This is a genomic window from Haliea sp., assembly GCF_040221975.1.
Classification (GTDB): Bacteria; Pseudomonadota; Gammaproteobacteria; order Pseudomonadales; family Halieaceae; genus Haliea.
This window is the reverse complement of record NZ_JAVJWR010000032.1, coordinates 38,588-58,108: the sequence shown is the minus strand read 5'-3', so window position 1 is coordinate 58,108 and position 19,521 is coordinate 38,588. Positions and strand designations below refer to the sequence as shown.

The following is a 19,521-nucleotide window of genomic DNA, read 5'->3' as shown; positions in this document are numbered from 1 at the left end:
AGAGACCCGTTTTGCGCGCTTACCTCATTGCCCTCGCCCTGTTGCTGCTGATATTCGGCGCGATTGCCGCCTACCTCTATCAACAGTTTACCGGCTTTGCGAACCAGGACGTCAGCCAGCCACCGATCACTGTCGCTGCGGCGACTGCTGCAGAAAGCTTGTGGCCAGAGACGTTGACGGCGACCGGGAGCATCCGGGCCGCCCGCGGGGTCGAGCTCAGCACTGAAGAAAGCGGCGAAGTAACAGCGATCGCGGTGCGCTCGGGAGAGCGCGTGGCAGCAGGACAACTGCTGCTGCAACTGAACGACCGCGCAGAGCTGGCCAGCCGCGAGCGCCAGCGGGCTGCTGTCGAGCTGGCGCGACTGCTGTTTGAGCGCGATGCGCGCCTGCTGGAGCAGAAGTCCATCCCCCAGACCCAGTACGACCGCTCCCGGGCTGATCTGGCGGTGGCCGAGGCGCAGCTGGCGGAGACCGAAGCCGTGCTCGCCAACAAGCAGTTGCGGGCGCCGTTCGCCGGCACCGTGGGTATCGTCCAGGCCCGGGTTGGTGACTATGTCGAGGCCGGGACCCGGGTAGCGAGCCTGCAGGACCTGAACACGCTGGAAGTCGACTTTGCGGTTCCCGGCCGCTTCGCGCCGCTGCTGCGGCCCGGCCTGCGGCTGCGGGTTGCAGTGCCCGGGTATGAGCAGCGGTTGTTCACTGCCACCCTCACGGCACTGGACTCGCTGGTGGATGCCGACACCCGCAGCCTGCTGTTGCGGGCTGAGCTGCGCGAGAGTGCAGGCCTGCTGCCGGGCATGTTTGCCAGGGTCAGCATCGACCTGGACCGGACCGAGGCCCGGGTCAGCGTGCCGGAGACCGCCATCACCTACTCCACCAGCGGCGACACCATTTTCGTGATCGAGCCGGGCGAGGAAGGCGGCCTGCAGGTACAACCACGGGTGGTGCGCATCGGCGCCGCGGCCGATGGCCGGATCGCCATTCTTGAAGGTCTGGCGGCGGGAGAGCGGATAGTGACCGCGGGCCAGAACAAGCTGTACCGCGGCGCCAGCATCCAGATAGACGAAAACGCGCCGCTGTGATCAGCAACCGCGATACAGGAGCCTGAGGGTGCGCTTCACCGATACCTTTGTCCAGCGCCCGGTGTTGGCGCTCGTGGTCAGCGCTCTGATCCTGTTGCTGGGCATCGCGGCGGCCAACAGAACGTCGATCCGGGAATTTCCCGAGGTCGAGCGCAGCGTCATCCGCGTGGTCACAGTCTATCCCGGCGCCAGCGCCCGCTCGGTGCAGGGCTTCGTCACCACGCCTCTGCAAACCACCATTGCCGGCGCACGCGGCGTCGAGTACATGACCTCGACCAGCAACCCCGGCAATTCCGAAATCAGCGTCCATGTGCGTCTGGGCGAAAACAGCAGCGACGTGCTCACCGAAGTCATCGCCAAAGTCAATGAGGCCCGGTTCCAGCTGCCCCGTGAGGTCTATGACCCGGTGGTGACCACCGGTGGCGGCGACGATGCCCTGATCTACCTCGCGTTCTACAGCGAGCAGATGAGTACGGCGGAAATCTCCGATTACCTCGCGCGCAGCGTACAACCGGAGCTCGCCACCCTGGAGGGCGTTGGCAAGGCCGAGATCCTGGGGGGCAGGTTTCCGGCGATGCGGATCTGGCTGGACCCGCTGCGCATGGCCGCCCACGGCGTTACCGCCAGTGATGTCCACGCTACCATAAGCAGGGACAACTTCATCGCCACGGCCGGCAGCACCGAAAGTGAACTGATCCGGGCCACCGTGGATCCGCGCACGGACCTGCAGACACCGGAAGCATTCGCCGCGCTCACCGTGTTCCAGCGGGATGACCGCCAGGTCAGTCTCGGCGATGTCGCCGACATTGAACTGGCGGAAGAAAACAGCCAGTTTCAGACCCTCTCCAGCGGCCGCGAGGCCACCTTCATCTCCATCACCACCACCCCGGATGCCAACCCGCTGGCTGTGAGCGCCTCCGTGCACGGCGCCCTGCCCGCTATCACCGCGGCGCTGCCCGCGGACCTGGAGCTCTACCTGGACTGGGACGGCACCATCGCGATTGACGCCGCGCTCAAGGAAGTGCGCAACACCCTGCTGGAAGCGGTGCTTATTGTCATTCTGGTGATCTACCTGTTCCTGGGCTCGCTGCGGGTGGTGCTGATACCGCTGGTCGCTATCCCGCTGTCCCTGATTGGCGTGGTGTTCCTGATCTTCAGCCTCGGCTTCTCCCTGAATCTGCTGACCCTGCTGGCGATGGTGATTGCCATCGGCCTGGTGGTGGATGACGCCATCGTGGTGGTGGAGAATGTCCATCGCCACATCGAGCACGGCATGGCGCCGATGGAGGCGGCCATCCAGGGTGCGCGCGAGGTCGCCTGGCCGGTAGTGGCAATGACCCTCACCCTGGCCGCGGTCTATGCACCCATCGCCTTTATCGGCGGTCTCACCGGCACCCTGTTCAGCGAATTTGCCCTGACCCTGGCCGGCGCCGTCATGGTCTCGGGCATTATCGCCCTGACCCTGAGCCCGATGATGTGCTCGCGGCTGCTCAAGGATCAGGCGCACCAGGGGCGCTTTGCCAACTGGCTGGATCACCATTTCGAACGCTTCACCCTGGCCTATCAGCGCCTGCTGGCACACTGCCTGGATAACCGCGGCGCGGTGCTGATGTTCAGCATGGTGCTCATTGCCAGCCTGCCGCTGCTGTTCTCGCTGACGCGCGAGGAACTGGCGCCGGAAGAGGATACCGGCGCCCTCTACGTGGTCGGCAGCACACCCCGCTACGCCAATCTGGAGTACATCAACCGCTTTCTGGACCAGGTGGTGGACATCTGGCGCGAGATTCCCGAGGTAAGCCACTCCTGGCAAGTGGTTTCCCCGGAGTTCAACTTCGGCGGCCTGACCCTGCACCACTGGAGCGAGCGCGAGCGCAGCCAGCAGGAGATACAGGCCGAGTTCCAGCAGCGGCTGGGCAGCATCGCCGGGCTGGAGGCCTTCTCTTTCGGGACTCCCTCGCTACCGGGCTCGGATGCGGGGCTGCCAGTCAGCTTCGTGGTCGCCTCCACGGCCGATCACAGCGAGGTCTACCAGGTCGGCGTGACATTGCTGGAAGCAGCTCGCGAATCGGGACTATTCATCTTCGCCAACCAGACCCTGGCCCTGGACCGGCCCGAAATCGAAGTGCGCATAGACCGGCCGCTGGCATCGCGCCTGGGTGTCTCCATGGAGGAGATCGGCCAGACTCTGGCGGTAATGCTGGGCGAGGCGGAAATCAACCGCTTCGAACTCGAGGGCCGCAGCTACAAGGTCATTCCCCAGGCCGGCCGCGACTTCCGTCTCACCCGGGAGGCGCTGGAGCAATATTACCTGCGCACCGCCAGTGACGAGCTGGTGCCCCTGTCGGCGCTGGTGACCCTGGGCTCACGGGTGGAACCCAATGAGCTGAGCCAGTACCAGCAACTCAACAGCACTACGATCCAGGGCATGATGATGCCGCCCAACTCGCTGGGGGATGGGCTGATCTTCCTGCAGGAAAAACTGCAGGAGATTGCCCCCAGCGGCTTCCGCGCCGGCTATACCGGTGGCTCCCGGCGCTTCATTGAGGAAAGCGCCTCCTTCCCGCTGCTGTTCACCCTGGCCCTGATCCTGATCTTTCTGGTCCTGTCGGCCCAGTTCAACAGCTTCCGCGACCCGCTGGTGGTGCTGGTGGGAGTGCCGCTGTCGATCTTTGGCGCTACGGTGCCGCTGGCCCTGGGCTTCGCCACGCTCAACATCTACACCCAGATCGGGCTGCTGACCCTGATCGGCCTGATCAGCAAGCACGGCATCCTGATCGTGGAGTTCGCCAACAACCTGCGCCAGGACGGCCGCAGCCACCGGGATGCGGTACTGGAGGCGGCGGCCCTGCGCCTGCGCCCGATCCTGATGACCACCTTCGCCACCGTGCTCGGCGTATTGCCACTGGTGATTGCCACCGGCGCCGGCGCCAACAGCCGCTTCAGCATCGGCCTGGTGATCACCGCCGGCATGCTGGTGGGGACGCTGTTTACCCTGTTTGTATTGCCCGCCTACTACCTGCCATTGCGGCAACAGCAGGTCATTTCGCGCCCCGGCGTCCAGGTTTCGTTTACCTGAAACGGCCGTCGCGGGCGCAAGCCCCCCGCACAGAGGGTACGGATAAATCCCTTTGCCAATGCTAAGCTTGTCCCTGCAGCGCTCCTGCCGTGGCAGCGTCCGGACGCGCGGCTTGGGTGTGTCGCAAACCGGGGAATGTTACATGTCTGACTTCCGCAGGTTCATGCTTGCAGGGTCGCTGCTGGGCAATCTCAGCGTGATCCCGGACTCAGTGAGTGCCGACCTTGCCGAAGAGCAACGCGGCACGGCCATTGAAGAAGTGCTGGTCACGGGTACCCGAATCCAGCGCGCCAATCTGGGCAGCCCCAGTCCGGTGGTAGAGGTGTCGGCACGGGAGCTTTCCCACGGCGGCAGCGACCGCCTGGAGGATCTGCTCAAGGCCCTGCCCCAGCTATATACGGACCAGAACCGCAACACCGCCAATGGCAGCACCGGCACTGCCACACTCGACCTGCGCAACCTCGGGCCGCAGCGCACCCTGATCCTGATGGACGGCAGACGCCTGCCCGGCGGCTCCCCCCTGGCCGCCGGGGTGGCGGACATCAACCAGATCCCCGCGTCCCTGATCGAGCGGGTGGAAGTGCTGTCCGGCGGCGCCTCCGCAACCTACGGCTCCGATGCCGTGGCGGGGGTGGTGAACTTCCTGCTAATGGACGATTTCGAGGGTGTCGGGCTGGAGGCGCAGTTCAGCCAGTATCGGCACCGCAATGATGATGACGGCCTCGAGCAGCTATTGGCTGCCAGCGGTTTCGACCTGCCCGAGGGCAGCGTCAGCGACGGTGACAGCCAACAGATCGCACTGCGGGTGGGGCACAATTTCGCAGAGGACGCGGGCAATATCACGGCCTACGCGACCTGGCGCGAGAGCGATGCGGTCATCCAGGCCGGCCGTATCCACAGCGCCTGTGCCCTGCAGCAGATGGGCGCCAGCAGGCGCTGCGTCGGCTCCTCGACCATCGGCGAGGGTCGCTTTACCGATTTTGGCCTGCTGGCGGCTGACTTTGGACTGCCCCCGATCGATGTCATGGTGCAGGGCGACAGCTTCCTGCCCTACGACGGTCGCAGCTACAATTTCGCCTCCCTCAACCACTTTCAGCGTCCAGATCGGCGCTGGACCGCCGGTCTGCTGGGGCACTACGAATTCTCCCCCCGGGCCCGGGTATTTACCCAGCTGATGGCGATGGACAATGATACCACGGCCCAGATCGCGCCCTCCGCTGCCTTCTTCCTCGACAGCGCAATTCGCTGCGACAATGTACTGCTGTCCGCGCAACAGCGATCCGTCATCTGCGACAGCTACGGGCTCGAGGGCGATGACCGGCCGCTGCTGTTCGTCGCCCGACGCAACGTCGAGGGTGGCCCGCGCCGACGCTCCATCGCGCACCAATCTCGTCGCGCCATGCTGGGGCTGGAAGGGGAGCTGGGGCAAAAATGGCAGTACGAGGTCTACGGCCAGTTTGCAGAAGTGACCCTGCGGGACTCGACCGCCAATGAACTGCTGGTGTCGCGGATGCGAAGGGCCCTCGACGTCACTCGCGATCCGGCCGGCGGCGAGGCCGTGTGCGCGGCCGCTCTCAATGGCAGTGATCCCGACTGTGTGCCCTGGAACATCTTTACCGAGGGCGCGGTCACGCCGGAGTCGATTGCCTATTTGAGCTCGCCGCTCAGTGCCCGCGGCCGCACCTCGCAGGCCGTTGTTTCCGCCTGGATTGGCGGCCAACCGGCCCTGCCGCTGCTGCAGTCGCCGCTGGCAACGGCAGGGCCCGCCCTTGTCTTCGGCGGAGAGTATCGCGAGGAAACCCTGCGCTACGACCCGGATCAGTTATACCGCTCGGGCGACGCCGCGGGCACCGGACTTCCGGTACCGGTGCTGGACGGTCGCTTCGACATCGCCGAAGCCTACGCCGAGCTGCACGCGCCCCTGGTGGAGAACCGGCCTGGCATCGAGCTGCTGACCCTGGACCTGGGCTATCGCCATGCCCGCTACTCCACCGGTGCGTCCAGCAACAGCTTCAAGCTGGCCAGTATCTGGGCGCTCAATCCGACGTTGCGACTGCGGGGCAGCCTGCAGGAGGCCACCCGGATCGCCAACATCGAGGAGCTGTTCAGCCCCGAAGGCACCAGAGTATTCACGGCAAACACGGGTGACCCCTGTGCCGGCCCCTCACCCGCGCGCTCCCTGGCCGACTGCGCCCGCAGCGGCGTCAGCGCCGGGCAATATGGCAGCATCCCGCAGAGCCCGAACAACAACCTGCGCTCCCTGGTCGGCGGCAACCCTGCCCTGCAACCCGAAGACGCCACCACCCGCACCCTGGGGCTGATCTACACGCCGGGTTGGACCGAGGGATTGCTGCTCAGCGTCGATGCCTACGACATCGAGATCGAACGGGCGGTCACCGAGCCGGATCCCGCCAGCACACTCCAGGGCTGTCTCGATACCGGCCTGGCGGCCCTCTGTCGACAGGTTCAGCGCGACCCCGAGCGCGGCGACCTCTGGCGGCCCACTGGCACCGGCCTGGTCGACGCACGCAAACAGAATGCTGGCTACCTCCGTACCCGGGGGGTGGACATGGTACTGCAGTTTGGCCGGGAACTGGGTGCCGCGGGCCATCTGCGAGTCCACAACCTGCTCACCAGGGTACTGTCCTGGGAACTCCAGAACGCGCCCGGCGGTATTGTGATGGAGTGCCGCGGGCGTTGGGGGGGCAGCTGCAACAGTGTCGTACCCAAGCTCCGCAACTACCTGCGCCTGACCTGGGAAACCCCCTGGCAGCTGGAAATCAGCGGCCTCTGGCGGCACATCGGCGGGCTGTCCCCGGTCACCGGCGTCGGGCCCGAGGTATCGGCCCACAACTACCTCGATCTGTCCCTGCGCTGGGCGGTCCGCGAAAGTCTCACGCTACAGGCGGGGATCAACAACCTGCTGGACAAGGACCCGCCGCTGGTACCGGCCAATCCACCGGCGGGGAATGGGAATACCCTGCCGGGAGTCTACGATGCGCTGGGGCAGTACTGGTTCCTTGGCGCCAGCGTCAGGTTCTGAGCAGGAGGCGTTCAAGCAGGCGGTACCGCCCGCCGATCAGGAATGGTGCCATCCTTGCGCAGCTGCGCCAGCAGCGCTCGCTGGGCCGCCAGACGCTGCTCCCAGCCGCGCTCCAGGGCGGCAAATTCCGAATGCGCGACCAGCGCCGCGAACGCCGGCTGGACCTCGAGCAACCTGTACCAGCCGCCGGCAAGCCTGTGCCGCTGCTGCCCCTCCCGCAGCAGATCGAGCGCACGGCCGGGCTCTCCGAGGGCCGTTGCCGCCAGCGCCCGGGCCAGCGGCCTGTGCCCGGTCAGGCAGTGCGGTGCCTGGGCATCCTGGCGCGCCATTTCCGCATCGAGGTCGCGCATCAGCGCCTGGCCGCTGCTATCCAGTGAACCCCCGGACCAGATCAGCACCATGTTCACCAGCGCGGCCAGCTCGGCGGAATCAATGTGCTCGGGCAGCCCGCCATCGAAGTCGAACCGCTCTTCGATATGACGCCTGGCCCGCGCAAAATCGCCGCTGTCAATCGCGGCCGCCAGCACCGAGTAGGTCTCGGGCCAGGGCCCCAGCTGGCGCCGCATGGTGGCGGCGTCACTGCCGTAGACCAGCTCCCCCGCGCTGGCTGGACTTTCCAGCAGCAGGCGCTCGGCCCACAGCGACCGGAGGCTGCTGTCGTCGACCTGTCGCGCTGCTTCCCGTTCCCCGAGCACGAGGTAGGCGTTGTGCAGATGCTGTCGCGTCCAGATACTGTGGGGATCCATCGCCAGCGCCTGCTCCTGCAGCTTCACCGCCTCCGCCAGCTCCCCCCGCCAGCTGTTGATGTGACCCAGCATCACCAGGGACGCGGGAAAGCCGGGATTGACCCGCAGTGCCTGCCGGGCGAGGTCCTCGGCAGCGTCGAGCTGGCAGAGATCAAAGGTCATGTAGGTTTTGACATGGTGTAGCCGGGCGCGCAGCGGGTCCAGCGCGCGAGCCTGATCAATCAGCTGCAGCGCTTCCTGCCGCCGCTCCGCGCTGGCAAACAGCCTTTGCGCGAGAATCTCGTAGGCCTTGGGGTAGCTGGGATTCAGGGCGATACTGCGCTTCAGGTCGGCCTCCACTGCAGGATCTCCGGGATCGCGGTACAGGCCCGCCCGTATCGTGTACGCAGGTGCAAGATCGGGATCCAGTTGCAGGGCTTTCTCCACCAGGGTGGCAGCAAGCTCGCGCTTGGGCGGGCCTTCCTGCTCTCCGCCCCGACTGGCCTGAATCAGCATGACCTCGGCCAACTGCGCGTAGGCCGGGGCAAAGTCCGGCGCCAGGGCAATGGTATTCTGCAATGCCAGGGCGGCGGCCTCGAGATCGTCCGTTGCCCAGCTTGAGGTCAATTGCCGGGCCCGCAGGTATTCGAGATAGGCTTCGCCTCCCGCCAAACCCGCGGCATCCAGCACCCGGGTATCGGGTTGTTCCGATTCCACCAGTACCACCTGCAGCGCCCTTGCCACCTTCGTGGCGATATCCGACTGCAAGGCAAACAGACCGGCCAGGCCCCGGGCGTAGCTCTCTGCCCAGACCTGGAAGCCGGAATCCGTTTCCACCAGACGCACATCCACTCGCACCTGGTCAGCATCCCGGCGCACACTACCCTCCACCAGGTAGCGCACGCCAAGCGTCGTCCCCACTTCCCGCGGACTGGCCGCCGGATCGCGAAACAGGAATGAGGAACTGCGGGCAGCTACGCGGAAGGCACTGAAGCGCCCCAGCAATCCCAGCAGCTCCTCCGCCAGACCGTCCGCCAGCCAGGCATTGTCGGCATTCTCGCTGAGGTCAACAAAGGGCAGCACCGCCAGGGTGTAGGGCGGGTCATCCATCGCCGTGGCGGCGGGCGGCGGCCGCTGCAGCCAGCCCCAGGCACTGGCGAGCATGACCAGCAACAACAATACAACCAGCAGCAGTGGACGTCGCGCCATAGCAGGGTTGAAGGAACCAGCGACAGCCTGGGGGGCTGAGCTGGTGGTGGACACCACCGGGGCAGCGGGAAGCGCCGGCTCGGCGGGGGGCCGCACAGCAGCCTCGGGCGGCAGCGGCTCGACGCGGGGCAGCCTGGCAAGGTAGCCCTTCTTGTGCACGGTCGTGATCAGCTTGTCGCTGCCATCCACTATCAGGGCGCGCCGCAGCGAGGATACCGCGCGGCGAATGGCGTCGTCAGACACCACCCTGCCCTCCCAGACCTCCGCAATAAGCTGGTCGCGACTCAGCAGCTCGCCGGAGTGGTCGAGAAAATATTCCAGCAGGCTCGCTACCAGAGGCTCCAGTGAGACCGCTGCCCCCTCCCTCTCGAGCACCCCGGTGTCGGGATAAAAGTGCCAGTCACCAAAGCGGATTTGCCGCGCCATGTCGCCTTCCCTGCAGTCACGCTGCCCACAAGCTTACCAGCTCTCGCCTGCAAGCGGGACGGACGGTGCCCCGTAGTGCCTGCGGATTCGGGTCAGCGCGTCGCGGGACTTCCGCTGCCCTGTCCCCGCAGCGGCACGACGCCTTCGGCACGCATCCTTTCCAGAATCTCGCGCTGCTCCGCCACTACAGCCTGCCGCTGCTGCAATAATTCCTGCAGCCGGGGTTCCTCCAGCAGAGGAGCAAATGCAGGGTGGTTGAGGATGATCCAGTGCCAGCTGGACGCAATGCCGGCGTTGTCGATTGCGCTCTCAAGCACTGCGATTGCCTCATCATGGCGCCCCAGGCTCACGCCGGCCAGCGCATGCGCCAGCGGTTGATAGCTGACCAGACAACTCCGGAACTCCCCCTGCATTGCATTTATTCCCGTCCACAGACGATCTATCAGGCCCCTGGCCGCGGTGTCATGGTCCGGCCCATACCAGACGAGAACCATATTGAGCAGATAAAAGAGGTCTTTGGGGGCGAGGGTTTGCGGCAACCCACCATTGTATTCAAGATGTTCACTCAGGTAGCGGCGGGCCCGGGCATAATCCCCGCTGGTCATGGCGGTAACAAGGAGCACGTCGGTTTGTCTCCAGAGACGATGCGGTGAGGCCTCCGGAGAAAGCGATTCGACCGAATAAATCAAATCGCTCGTCGCAGCATGATTCGCAAGGAAAAGAGACTCTCGCAACAGGGCCCAGACATGATCGCCACCCATCTCGCGCGCGGCGGCAATATCTCCCAGATCTGTGTAGGTCATGTGCAGCCGCTCTCTCAGCCAGTCAGCGCGGGGGTCCAGCTCGAGTGCCTGCTCCTGTAGCCGCACCGCCTCGGCCAGCTCGCCCCGTAGTTCGGCAACCCGGGCGAGCATGACCAGCCCGGAGCGAAAGCGGGGATTGACCCGCAGCGCGTCCCGGGCAAGCTCTGCGGCCCGCTCGTGCTCACAACTGTCCAGCATCATCAACGCCTTGAGGTAATGGTTGCGAGGCAACAGGGGATCCAGAGCCCGGGCCTGGTCTATCAACGCAATTCCCTCATCGCCTCGTCCGAGTTGAAAATACAGATACTCCGCGAGCCATCGATAGGCCAAGGTATAGCTCGGGCTGAGCGCTATGCTCCGGCGCAGATCCTGCTCCTTCAACGCTTCTTCCCCGCCTGGCCACAAGCTGGAGCGCAGGCCGTAGGCTTCACCCAGATCCGGATCCAGCGCCAGGGATTTCTCGATCAGGGCCTTTACTGTGTCGCGGGTCTGCTTCCACGTGTTATCGTCCTGACCACTGGCCTGTGTCAGTATCGCTTCCGCCAAGCGGGTATAGGCCGGGGCAAAATCCGGCGCCAGGGCAATGGCGTTCTGCAGATGAGCAATAGCTGCCTCCAGGTCGGCGGTTCCCCAGCTGCTCATCAGCTGCCGGGCGCGCAGGTATTCGAGGTAAGCTTTGGCACCCGCGGGTCCGGCAGTTTCCAGCGCGCGGGCGGCGGGCCGCGCCGGTTCCACCAGCGCCACCTGCAGCGCGCGCGCAACCTGGATGCCAATGTCCGACTGCAGGGCGAACAAACCCACGAGGTTGCGCTGGTAGTTTTCCGACCACAGCTGAAAGCCGGTAGCAACCTCAACAAGGCGCACATCAACACTGACCTGGTCGCCATCCCGCCGGACGCTGCCTTCAATCAGGTAGCGCACCCCCAGCGCCTCGCCGACCTCGCGCGGGCTGGCCATCTGGCCCCGGAACTGGAACGAGGAGCTGCGGGCGGGTACCCGGAATGCATCGAAGCGCCCCAGCAGCCCCAGCAGCTCCTCCGCCAGACCGTCGGCCAGAAAGCCGTTGTCCGCATTTTCACTCAGGTCCACAAACGGCAGTACCGCAAGGGTGTAGGGCGGGCCCTTTACATCGTCAGTCTGGGCGTCAGGGGCCGGGGACTGCAGCAGGTGCCAGGCCGCACCCAGGGTCGTGAATAACAGCATGACCGCCAGCAGCAACAGCGCTCGTCGCGGCAAAGCCGGGTTGCGGCGCCGAGTCGCAGCTGGCGCCGCTTCGACTCCAGCATCCAACGGCATTGGCGCTGGCCCCGGCCCCGGCACGGGAACTGGCACCAGCAGATTCGCCAGATAGCCTTTCTTGTGCACAGTAGTGATCAGCTTGTCGCTGCCATCCAGCGCCAGGGCGCGACGCAGCGACGATACCGCCCGGCGGATGGCGTCGTCAGACACCACCCTGCCCTCCCAGACCTCCGCAATAAGCTGGTCGCGACTCAGCAGCTCACCGGGATGATCGAGAAAGTACTGCAGCAGCGCGGCCACCCGCGGCTCCAGGGAAACCACCGTACCATCCCTGTCGAGCACGCCGGTGTCGAGGCAAAAGTGCCAGTCACCAAAGCGGACTTGCCGCGCCATGTCGCCATCCTTGCAGTCACTCTCCTTGCAAGCTTACCAGACCTCGCCCGGTATCGGGTCACAGGCACCGGGCGGGTACCCGGGCAGAACCCGATCAGCCTGGTGCCGGATCCGCAAAGATGCCGCGCTCGCCAGATACCAGCGGCGGCGCGGACATGAAGGGGCCTCTAACCCATTGATTTACATGCCATCACATTTCCATCAGAGGTAAATCACGACTTCCTCCCGACGAAATCACGGCTTCATCCGGCGCCGCACCAACGCCTGTGCTCAACTTGGCTCAGGGCTGAACAGCAGGGAATGCCTCCCGGCGAACAGCCCGTAAACGAAAGTCCACAAGCGAGGAACACCTCATGAAAACTGTAAAAAATGAGAAGCACAGCAAACTGCCCCTGGGTGCCACCGCGATCCTGTCACTGGCGTTGGCCCTGCCACTGGTCAACAGCCAGACAGTCGCAGCGGAAGACTACCGCCGCATCATGGAGCAGCCCACCGCCCGGGAAATCACTCGCGATACCCGGGCCAACTTCGTACGCTTCCCCGCTGCCGGGCGCACGGAACGCTCAGCGACGGTCACCTGGGCAGATCTCGACTTGAATCGGCCCGCGGGCCTGGAGCAGCTTTACGTGCGCCTGACCCAGGCGACCAGCGATGTGTGTTCTCCGCGGGCCGACATCCGCAATGCCGCCATGAACCGGGACCGCAGGGCCTGCCTGGAGGCGGCGATGGATCAAGCGGTCAGCAACGTGGGCCATCTGGGTCTTGAGGAAATGCATGCCAGCAGGACGGGCCGCAGCCTGCAGTCCGGGCAGGAAGTCGCCGAACGTTGAAGGATCGCCGAGGGCCTGCACCCGCAGCAACCGCGGGGGCAGGCCACTGCATTATCCCTCGGGCGGATTCTTGCCCTTGTCCAGCGTGTCACCTTTTTCATCCGTGCGGGTCGCCCCGCGATACTCTTCCATCAGGTGCCGCTTGTACAGCTTGCCGTTGTCCATGCGCGGCAGCTCGCGGTGAAAATCCAGCGACCGCGGCAACTTGATGTGGGAAATGCGCTCGCGCAGCCACTCCATGATCTCGATTGCCACTTCATCGGTAGCATCCACCCAGTTCATGGGCTGCACTACTGCCTTGACCTCCTCTCCGAACTCCTCGTTGGGAATCCCGAACACCGCCACATCCGCCACCTTGTCGTGGGTGATCAGCAGGTTCTCGATTTCCTGCGGGTAGATGTTGACACCGCCGCTGATGATCATGAAATGCTTGCGATCGGTCAGGTACAGAAAGCCGTCCCGGTCCAGGTAACCGACATCACCGGTCGTGGCCCAGCCGTGTTCATTAAAAGCCTCGGCGGTCTTGTCAGGCTCGTTGTGATACTTGAACTGGGCCTGCTCACCGCTGAAATACACGGTGCCGATCTCGCCGGGGGGCAGCTCCTTGCCATCGTCATCGAGGATGTGGATCTTGCCGGACAGGGAGGGACCTACCGAGCCCTTGTGGGTAAGCCAGTTGGCGGAATCGATGATGGTGATGCCGATACCTTCACTGGCGGCGTAGTACTCGACGATGACCTCGCCCCACCATTCGATCATTTTCTCCTTCACCTCAATCGGGCACGGTGCGGCGGCGTGAATGGCAAACTGCATGCTGCTGAGATCGTATTTGTTGCGCACTTCCTCCGGTAGCTTGAGCATGCGCACAAACATGATGGGCACCCACTGGCTGTGGGTGGCGCGGTGTTCCTCGATCAGCGCCAGGGCGGCCTCGGGGTCGAACTTCTCCATCACCACGGTGGTACCGCCCTGGTACAGTGTCATCATGTTGTAGTGCAGCGGGGCCGTGTGGTACAGCGGTGCCGGCGACAGGTAGACCGTTTCCTCGCTGAAACCGAAGGCGGCTCCCAGACTTGCCGCCAGTGGATGGGGGGTATTGACGTCATCGCCGGCGGGCGGCAGGAATACGCCCTTGGGCTTGCCGGTGGTGCCGGATGAATACAGCATCGGCACTCCGTTGGCCTCGTCGGCGATGCGCTCCGCAGGCTGCAGGCCGGCGCTGTCGTCCCAGGACTCGAAGCCGTCGATAATCCCGTCAACCATGTAGAAATGGCGGATGGTGTCGTCCGTTGCCGTCAGTACCTCTTCGGCCACACCGGCCAGGCCATGGGAGGCAATAAACAGTTTGGCGCCGCAATTTTCAAGGATATAGGCGGTTTCATCGCGTTTCAGGTGGGTGCTGATAGGGGTAAAAATCAGGCCAGCCCGCTGCGCGCCCCAGCAGATTTCCAGGAACTGGCGGCAGTTCAGCAGCATCATGCCGATATGGTCGCCCTTTTTCAGGCCCAATGAGCGAAACAGCTGCGCCGCCTGGCTGCTGCGCTCGTCGAGCTCGGCATAGGTCACCATCTCGCCGGAGCCGCCCATGATGATGGCGGGCTTGTGGGGGTAGGTTTCAGCGGTTATCGCGGGGTGTGGCATCTCGGGTTCCTTATAATGGGCGCGGTCCAGCACAGCATCATAAGGTGCCCCATCCGGCGAGGCAACGCGTCAACGCAGGCGCATCAGGCCCTGCTGGACCACCGAGGCCACCAGCACTCCCTCCGGGTTGTAGAACTTGCCCCGCGCCAGTCCGCGTCCGCCACTGACCCGCTCGGCCTCGACGGTGTGCAACAGCCAGTCGTCAGCCCGGACCGGGGTGTGGAACCAGAGGGCATGATCAAGACTCGCGATCTGGCAGTCGTCCAGCAGGAAGCTGCGGCCCGTTGCTGCCAGGCAGACGTCAATCAGCAGAATGTCCGACATGTAGGCCAGCAGACTGGCATGCAGGGACTGCTCCTCCGGCACCGGCCCGGTGGTTTTCACCCAGGCTTGCAGGTACGGAGGCAGGGGCTTGGGATTGCGCCAGTCCACCCGGGTCACCAGCCGTACATCCAGATCCAGGCCGGTGGCCACCATGAAGCTCTCGTCCATGGTGCCCTCCGCCAATGCCCGCTCCCGCTCGCTGGGCAGGGTTTCCGGCGCCGGCACTGACGGCAGCGGCTGCTGGAATTCATCGCCACGTCCTTCACGCTGGAAAGAAACCGACGATACCAGGATCGGCTTGCCCCGCTGCAGTGCCACAACCCGGCGCGAACTGAGACTGCCGCCATCCAGGGCCCGGTCCACCTCCAGGCGAATTTGCTCCCCCGGATCGCCGGGACGGAGGAAATAGGCGTGCTGGGAATGCACCGCCCGATCCGGGGCGACGGTCGCGGCCGCCGCCCGCAACGCCTGGGCCAGCACCTGTCCTCCGTAGACCCGGGGAGCGTCCGGATGCATGTTCTCGGCGATGAAGACATCTTCATCCGCAGCACGGGGAGAGAGAATCTGCAGCAACTGGTCGAGCATGAGGGGAATCATCTATGATGGCAGGCAAGTGTGCATTATCCCGTTTTCCGGGCGCGGCCTCCAGTGGTGGGACCCGCCCTCTGTCCGACGAGGTTTATCATGGCCAGCAATTCCACTCCTGCAGAACTGCGCCGCCGCATCCGCAGCGGGGAGCACACGGGCAACACATCAGGCTTCGCCGCCGGTTTCGTGCAATGCAATATCGTCATCCTGCCCGCGACCTGGGCCAGTGATTTTCTCCGCTTCTGCCAGGCCAACCCCAAGCCCTGCCCGCTCATCGCCAGCTCCGCGGTACCGGGTGACCCCGCGCTACCACTATTGGGGGATATAGACATCCGTTCCGACGTGCCAAGCTATCGTGTTTTCAGGGATGGCAAGCTGCAGGAAGAGCGCAACGACATCACCGGCCTCTGGCAGGATGATCTGGTCACCTTCGCCCTCGGCTGCTCGTTCTCTTTCGAGGAAGCGCTGTTGGCCGATGGGCTGGAAGTGCGCAACGTGACCGAGGGCGTCAATGTGCCGATGTATCGCACGGATATCGATTGCCAGCCGGCGGGACCCTTCACCGGCAAGATGGTGGTGAGCATGCGCCCCTTCAGGGCGGCGAATGCCATTCGCGCGATCCAGATCTGCACCCGCTTCCCCTCGGTCCACGGTGCCCCGATCCACCTCGGCGACCCGGCCCAGATCGGCATTCGCGACCTGGAGCAACCCGACTATGGAGACCGGGTCAGCATCAAGGCGGGGGAACTGCCGGTGTTCTGGGCCTGCGGCGTAACGCCGCAGGTGGCACTGGAGCAGGCGCGTCCGCCGCTGGCAATTACCCACAGCCCGGGCTGCATGCTGGTAACCGACCTGCGCAACAGCCAACTGGCTATACTCTGATCACACACGCGTTTGCACGCAAAGGATAGACAATGCTACTCAATTGCGACCTCGGTGAAAGCTATGGCAGCTGGGAAATGGGCATGGATGCCGACGTCATGCCCCACATCGACCAGGCCAATATCGCCTGCGGCTTTCACGGTGGCGATCCGGTAACCATCGACAAGACACTGGCCCTGGCGGTGCAACACGGTGTCAGCGTGGGGGCACACCCCGCCTACCCGGACCTCGTTGGTTTCGGCCGTCGCTCCATGCACCTCGATGATGCAGAGCTGGCCAGCGCCCTCCGCTACCAGATCGCCGCCCTGGACGGCATGGCGGGCTGTCACGGTCTGCAAATCAGCTACGTCAAGCCCCACGGGGCCCTGTACAACGACATGATGGCGAACGGCCGCCTGCGAGGAGTGGTGATGGCTGCGGTCGCGGGCTACCACCGCCCCCTGGCGTTGATGCTGCAGGCGACCCCACAGGCGGAAGAACATCGACAGGAAGCGCGGGCACTTGGCCTGCAGCTTCTGTTCGAAGCCTTCGCCGATCGCTGCTACGATGATGACGGGCGCCTGTTGTCGCGGAAGCGGCCGCACGCAGTGCACGACCGTGAGCGCATGCTGGCACAGGTCGATGAGCTGCGGCGGGAGGGTACGGTTACCACCATCAGCGGCCATCGTCTACAGCTTGCAGCCGACACGCTGTGTGTACATGGCGACAATCTCGAGGGCGTTCGTGCCATTGAAGCCGTGCGCGCACTGATCAAGGGAGCCTGAATTGCGCATGCAGTTGAGCTACGCCGGCGACAACGCGCTAATACTCTATCTCGGTGAGAGCACGGGAGCCGCCGTTGCCGCCCGGGTACAGACCGCCGCGACCGCGGTCCGGCGGGTATTGGGCGCGGACCTGATTGATCTGGTGCCCTCGTACGCGTCGCTGCTGGTCATCTACGACCCCTTGCGCACCGATCACATGAGTATCATTCACCGCCTGCACGGCATCCGCGAGGAAATTGACCACGCCAGCGCCAGCGAAGGTGGCCGCGAGATCGTGCTGCCGGTGTACTACAGCGCGGAATCGGGCGCGGATCTGGAGCGGCTGGCGCAGCAGTGCGAGCTGTCGGTGGAGGAGGTGATCGCCCTGCACAGCGATACCGAGTACCGGGTCTACGCCATCGGCTTTGCCCCGGGCTTCGCCTACCTGGGCGAGGTGGACCCGCGTATCGCCGCGCCACGACTGGCAACGCCCCGTGCCAAAGTGCCGCGGGGCGCGGTAGCCATCGCCGATCGGCAGACCGCTGTTTATCCCGCCGTGTCGCCGGGTGGCTGGAACCTGATCGGCAACTGCCCGCAGCGCATGTTCGACCCGGACCACGAGCCGACGATGCCGGTTGCCGTTGGCGATCGGGTGCGCTTCGAGCCGATCAGCCGGGCGCGGTTTCTGGAACTGGGCGGGGAACTGGCATGAGCCTGGTCGTGCGCCAGCCCGGTCTGCTGAGTCTGCTCCAGGACCCGGGCCGTTTTGGCCAACACGGCATCGGCCTCACCACTGGTGGTCCCCTGGACCGGGAAGCCTTCACCCTGTGCCAGCGTCTGCTGGGCAACGACCCGGCCTGCACCGCGATCGAGGCTAGCTTTGGCGGCCTGGAACTGGACGCCCACACCGATACCTTCATCTGCGTCACCGGGGCGACCATGCCGCTGGCGATCAACGGCCACGAGCGGGATCTGTGGACCGTGCACAGGGTTCAGGCAGGCGACCACATCAGCCTCGGCTACGGCACGGATGGCTGCCGCAGCTATCTCGGTGTCGCCGGTGGATTTACCGTTGCGCCGCAGTTTGGCAGCACCGCCACCGTGGTACGGGAACGGCTGGGTGGCCTGCGCGGCGACAAGCTCGCACCCGGAGATATCCTGCCCTGCGCCAGGGTAGACCAACAGCGCCGCCTGCAGCTGCCCCCGGACCAGCGCCCCCGCTACCAGCACCAGCTGACGGTGAGGGTCATACCCGGCTATCAGCAACATCACTTCAACCGGCTGCAGCAGCGGCGCTTCTTCAGCAGCGCATGGACCGTGTCCCAACGCTGCGACCGCATGGGCTACCGCCTGGAGGGCCCCGCCATCCGCTGTGACATTGAGGGCATACTCTCCGAGGGAATTTGCTTTGGTGCCATCCAGATCCCTGCTGATGGCCAGCCGATCGTGCTGCTCAGCGATCGCCAGACCATCGGCGGCTACCCCAAGATCGGCGCCGCCCTGTCGCTGGACGCCAGTCGCATGGCACAGCTGCAGCCGGGAGGTACCGTGCACTTTGCGGCGATCAGCCCCCACGGCGCCCATAATGCACTGCATCTCAATCATTGGCGTATACAACATATGGCGTTACGGGAGTTGCCCCAGGAGCGAGATCGGTGAATGACCAGACCCTGAGTGAAACCATTGAGGCGCTGCTGGTTGCACGCAATCCGCGGCAGATGCAGACCGCCCGCGCCGCGCTGCAACCGGGCTATTGTCTGCGCGCCGCCGGGCTACTGCGGGATATTCACGGCACGGTGCTGATCGGTACCGGCTTTCCGGTGGGAAACACCTTTGAAACCGATGGCCCGGTAGGCGCCATCGCCCTGTATCAGGGTCTCGAGGCGCTGGGCGCCCGGCCGGTCATTGCCTGCGCCAGTCCGCTGGCCGAGGCCCTGGCCGCGGACTATCGGGTCCTGACTCTGGCCTGTGCGCCAGGCGATGGCGGCGAGCGGGCCGCCACAGACTGGCTGGCCGCGAACAATCCCGCCGCCGTGGTCTCCATCGAGCGCCCGGGCGTGACCGCCGACGGGCACTACTACAACATGCGTGGCGAGGACATCAGCCCGCGCTGTGGCGTATTTGATCCATTCCTGACCCACGCAAGCTGCCCCACCATCGCTATCGGTGACGGCGGCAACGAGATCGGCATGGGCAAGATCGCCGGGGCCATCGCCGCGCTGGATATACGGGTGGCGGTTACCGACTGCGACGAACTGTTGGTGGCGGATGTATCCAACTGGGGCGCCTATGGCCTGCTCGCCTTCCTCGGCCTGTGGTCACAGCGCGACCTGCTCGGCGAATTCTCGCCACTGGCGACGCTGCGCTACCTCTCCGAGCGAGGCAGTGTCGACGGCGTGACCCGGGAGAACACCCTGACCGAGGATGGCATGGCACCCACCGAGGGCGATGCCGTGATCCGGGAGATCAGGCAACTGACTGGCTTTCTGCAGGACTGAAAACGGACCAACACAGGAT

13 protein-coding genes are annotated in these 19,521 nt (G+C 64.9%); 9 read left to right on the top strand and 4 right to left on the bottom strand.

All coding sequences use genetic code 11. The annotated features are described in order from the left end of the window. Positions 1-11: 11 nt before the first annotated feature. From RLO07_RS14855 to RLO07_RS14845, 3 genes are all read left to right on the top strand, one after another. Positions 12-1,082, top strand: a complete 1,071-nt coding sequence (locus tag RLO07_RS14855) for an efflux RND transporter periplasmic adaptor subunit (RefSeq protein WP_462292923.1) — start codon at positions 12-14, stop codon at positions 1,080-1,082. A 28-nt stretch (positions 1,083-1,110) separates the two neighbouring features. Then, positions 1,111-4,158: an efflux RND transporter permease subunit gene (locus RLO07_RS14850; protein WP_462292922.1), complete on the top strand. Its 3,048-nt coding sequence runs from the start codon at positions 1,111-1,113 to the stop codon at positions 4,156-4,158. 142 nt (positions 4,159-4,300) lie between these two features. After that, a complete protein-coding gene (locus tag RLO07_RS14845; protein ID WP_462292921.1) occupies positions 4,301-7,201 on the top strand; it encodes a TonB-dependent receptor plug domain-containing protein in 2,901 nt (966 codons plus the stop codon). 11 nt (positions 7,202-7,212) lie between these two features. Here RLO07_RS14845 and RLO07_RS14840 read toward each other — a convergent pair whose 3' ends face one another. Continuing rightward, positions 7,213-9,561 (bottom strand): winged helix-turn-helix domain-containing protein, encoded by a 2,349-nt coding sequence (locus RLO07_RS14840; RefSeq protein WP_462292920.1) that lies wholly within the window; start codon positions 9,559-9,561, stop codon positions 7,213-7,215. A 92-nt stretch (positions 9,562-9,653) separates the two neighbouring features. Beyond that, entirely contained in the window at positions 9,654-11,996 is a 2,343-nt protein-coding gene (locus RLO07_RS14835) for a winged helix-turn-helix domain-containing protein (protein ID WP_462292919.1), read from the bottom strand. Positions 11,997-12,349: 353 nt separating this feature from the next. Here RLO07_RS14835 and RLO07_RS14830 point away from each other — a divergent pair, with 353 nt between their 5' ends. Next, positions 12,350-12,826 (top strand): UrcA family protein, encoded by a 477-nt coding sequence (locus tag RLO07_RS14830; protein WP_462292918.1) that lies wholly within the window; start codon positions 12,350-12,352, stop codon positions 12,824-12,826. A 51-nt stretch (positions 12,827-12,877) separates the two neighbouring features. Here RLO07_RS14830 and RLO07_RS14825 read toward each other — a convergent pair whose 3' ends face one another. Next, a complete protein-coding gene (locus RLO07_RS14825) occupies positions 12,878-14,467 on the bottom strand; it encodes an acyl-CoA synthetase (protein ID WP_462292917.1) in 1,590 nt (529 codons plus the stop codon). A 69-nt stretch (positions 14,468-14,536) separates the two neighbouring features. Then, positions 14,537-15,388 (bottom strand): acyl-CoA thioesterase, encoded by an 852-nt coding sequence (locus RLO07_RS14820; RefSeq protein ID WP_462292916.1) that lies wholly within the window; start codon positions 15,386-15,388, stop codon positions 14,537-14,539. A gap of 87 nt (positions 15,389-15,475) precedes the next feature. On the opposite strand from RLO07_RS14820, the gene RLO07_RS14815 reads away from it, so the two are divergent. Genes RLO07_RS14815 through RLO07_RS14795 form a run of 5 tightly spaced genes read left to right on the top strand, consistent with a single transcriptional unit; the run spans position 15,476 to position 19,502 of the window. Then, a complete protein-coding gene (locus tag RLO07_RS14815; RefSeq protein ID WP_462292915.1) occupies positions 15,476-16,261 on the top strand; it encodes a putative hydro-lyase in 786 nt (261 codons plus the stop codon). A gap of 32 nt (positions 16,262-16,293) precedes the next feature. Then, complete coding sequence (locus RLO07_RS14810; protein ID WP_462292914.1) at positions 16,294-17,025, top strand: 5-oxoprolinase subunit PxpA; 732 nt, start codon at positions 16,294-16,296, stop codon at positions 17,023-17,025. 7 nt (positions 17,026-17,032) lie between these two features. Continuing rightward, positions 17,033-17,716: a 5-oxoprolinase subunit PxpB gene (gene pxpB, locus RLO07_RS14805; RefSeq protein WP_462292913.1), complete on the top strand. Its 684-nt coding sequence runs from the start codon at positions 17,033-17,035 to the stop codon at positions 17,714-17,716. Further along, positions 17,713-18,663: a 5-oxoprolinase subunit C family protein gene (locus RLO07_RS14800; RefSeq protein WP_462292912.1), complete on the top strand. Its 951-nt coding sequence runs from the start codon at positions 17,713-17,715 to the stop codon at positions 18,661-18,663. Before pxpB ends, RLO07_RS14800 begins: the two co-directional genes overlap by 4 nt. Beyond that, a complete protein-coding gene (locus tag RLO07_RS14795; protein ID WP_462292911.1) occupies positions 18,660-19,502 on the top strand; it encodes a glutamate cyclase domain-containing protein in 843 nt (280 codons plus the stop codon). The genes RLO07_RS14800 and RLO07_RS14795 overlap by 4 nt, the downstream gene beginning before the upstream one ends. Positions 19,503-19,521: the final 19 nt, after the last annotated feature.

Bases quoted from the DNA above. Each gene is read 5' to 3' on its own strand.
- RLO07_RS14840 (WP_462292920.1), bottom strand. From the start codon at position 9,561: ATGGCGCGGCAAATCCGCTTTGGTGACTGGCACTTTTATCCCGACACC.
- RLO07_RS14810 (WP_462292914.1), top strand. From the start codon at position 16,294: ATGCTACTCAATTGCGACCTCGGTGAAAGCTATGGCAGCTGGGAAATG.
- RLO07_RS14830 (WP_462292918.1), top strand. From the start codon at position 12,350: ATGAAAACTGTAAAAAATGAGAAGCACAGCAAACTGCCCCTGGGTGCC.
- RLO07_RS14800 (WP_462292912.1), top strand. From the start codon at position 17,713: ATGAGCCTGGTCGTGCGCCAGCCCGGTCTGCTGAGTCTGCTCCAGGAC.
- pxpB (WP_462292913.1), top strand. From the start codon at position 17,033: ATGCAGTTGAGCTACGCCGGCGACAACGCGCTAATACTCTATCTCGGT.
- RLO07_RS14845 (WP_462292921.1), top strand. From the start codon at position 4,301: ATGTCTGACTTCCGCAGGTTCATGCTTGCAGGGTCGCTGCTGGGCAAT.
- RLO07_RS14835 (WP_462292919.1), bottom strand. From the start codon at position 11,996: ATGGCGCGGCAAGTCCGCTTTGGTGACTGGCACTTTTGCCTCGACACC.
- RLO07_RS14825 (WP_462292917.1), bottom strand. From the start codon at position 14,467: ATGCCACACCCCGCGATAACCGCTGAAACCTACCCCCACAAGCCCGCC.
- RLO07_RS14820 (WP_462292916.1), bottom strand. From the start codon at position 15,388: ATGATTCCCCTCATGCTCGACCAGTTGCTGCAGATTCTCTCTCCCCGT.
- RLO07_RS14815 (WP_462292915.1), top strand. From the start codon at position 15,476: ATGGCCAGCAATTCCACTCCTGCAGAACTGCGCCGCCGCATCCGCAGC.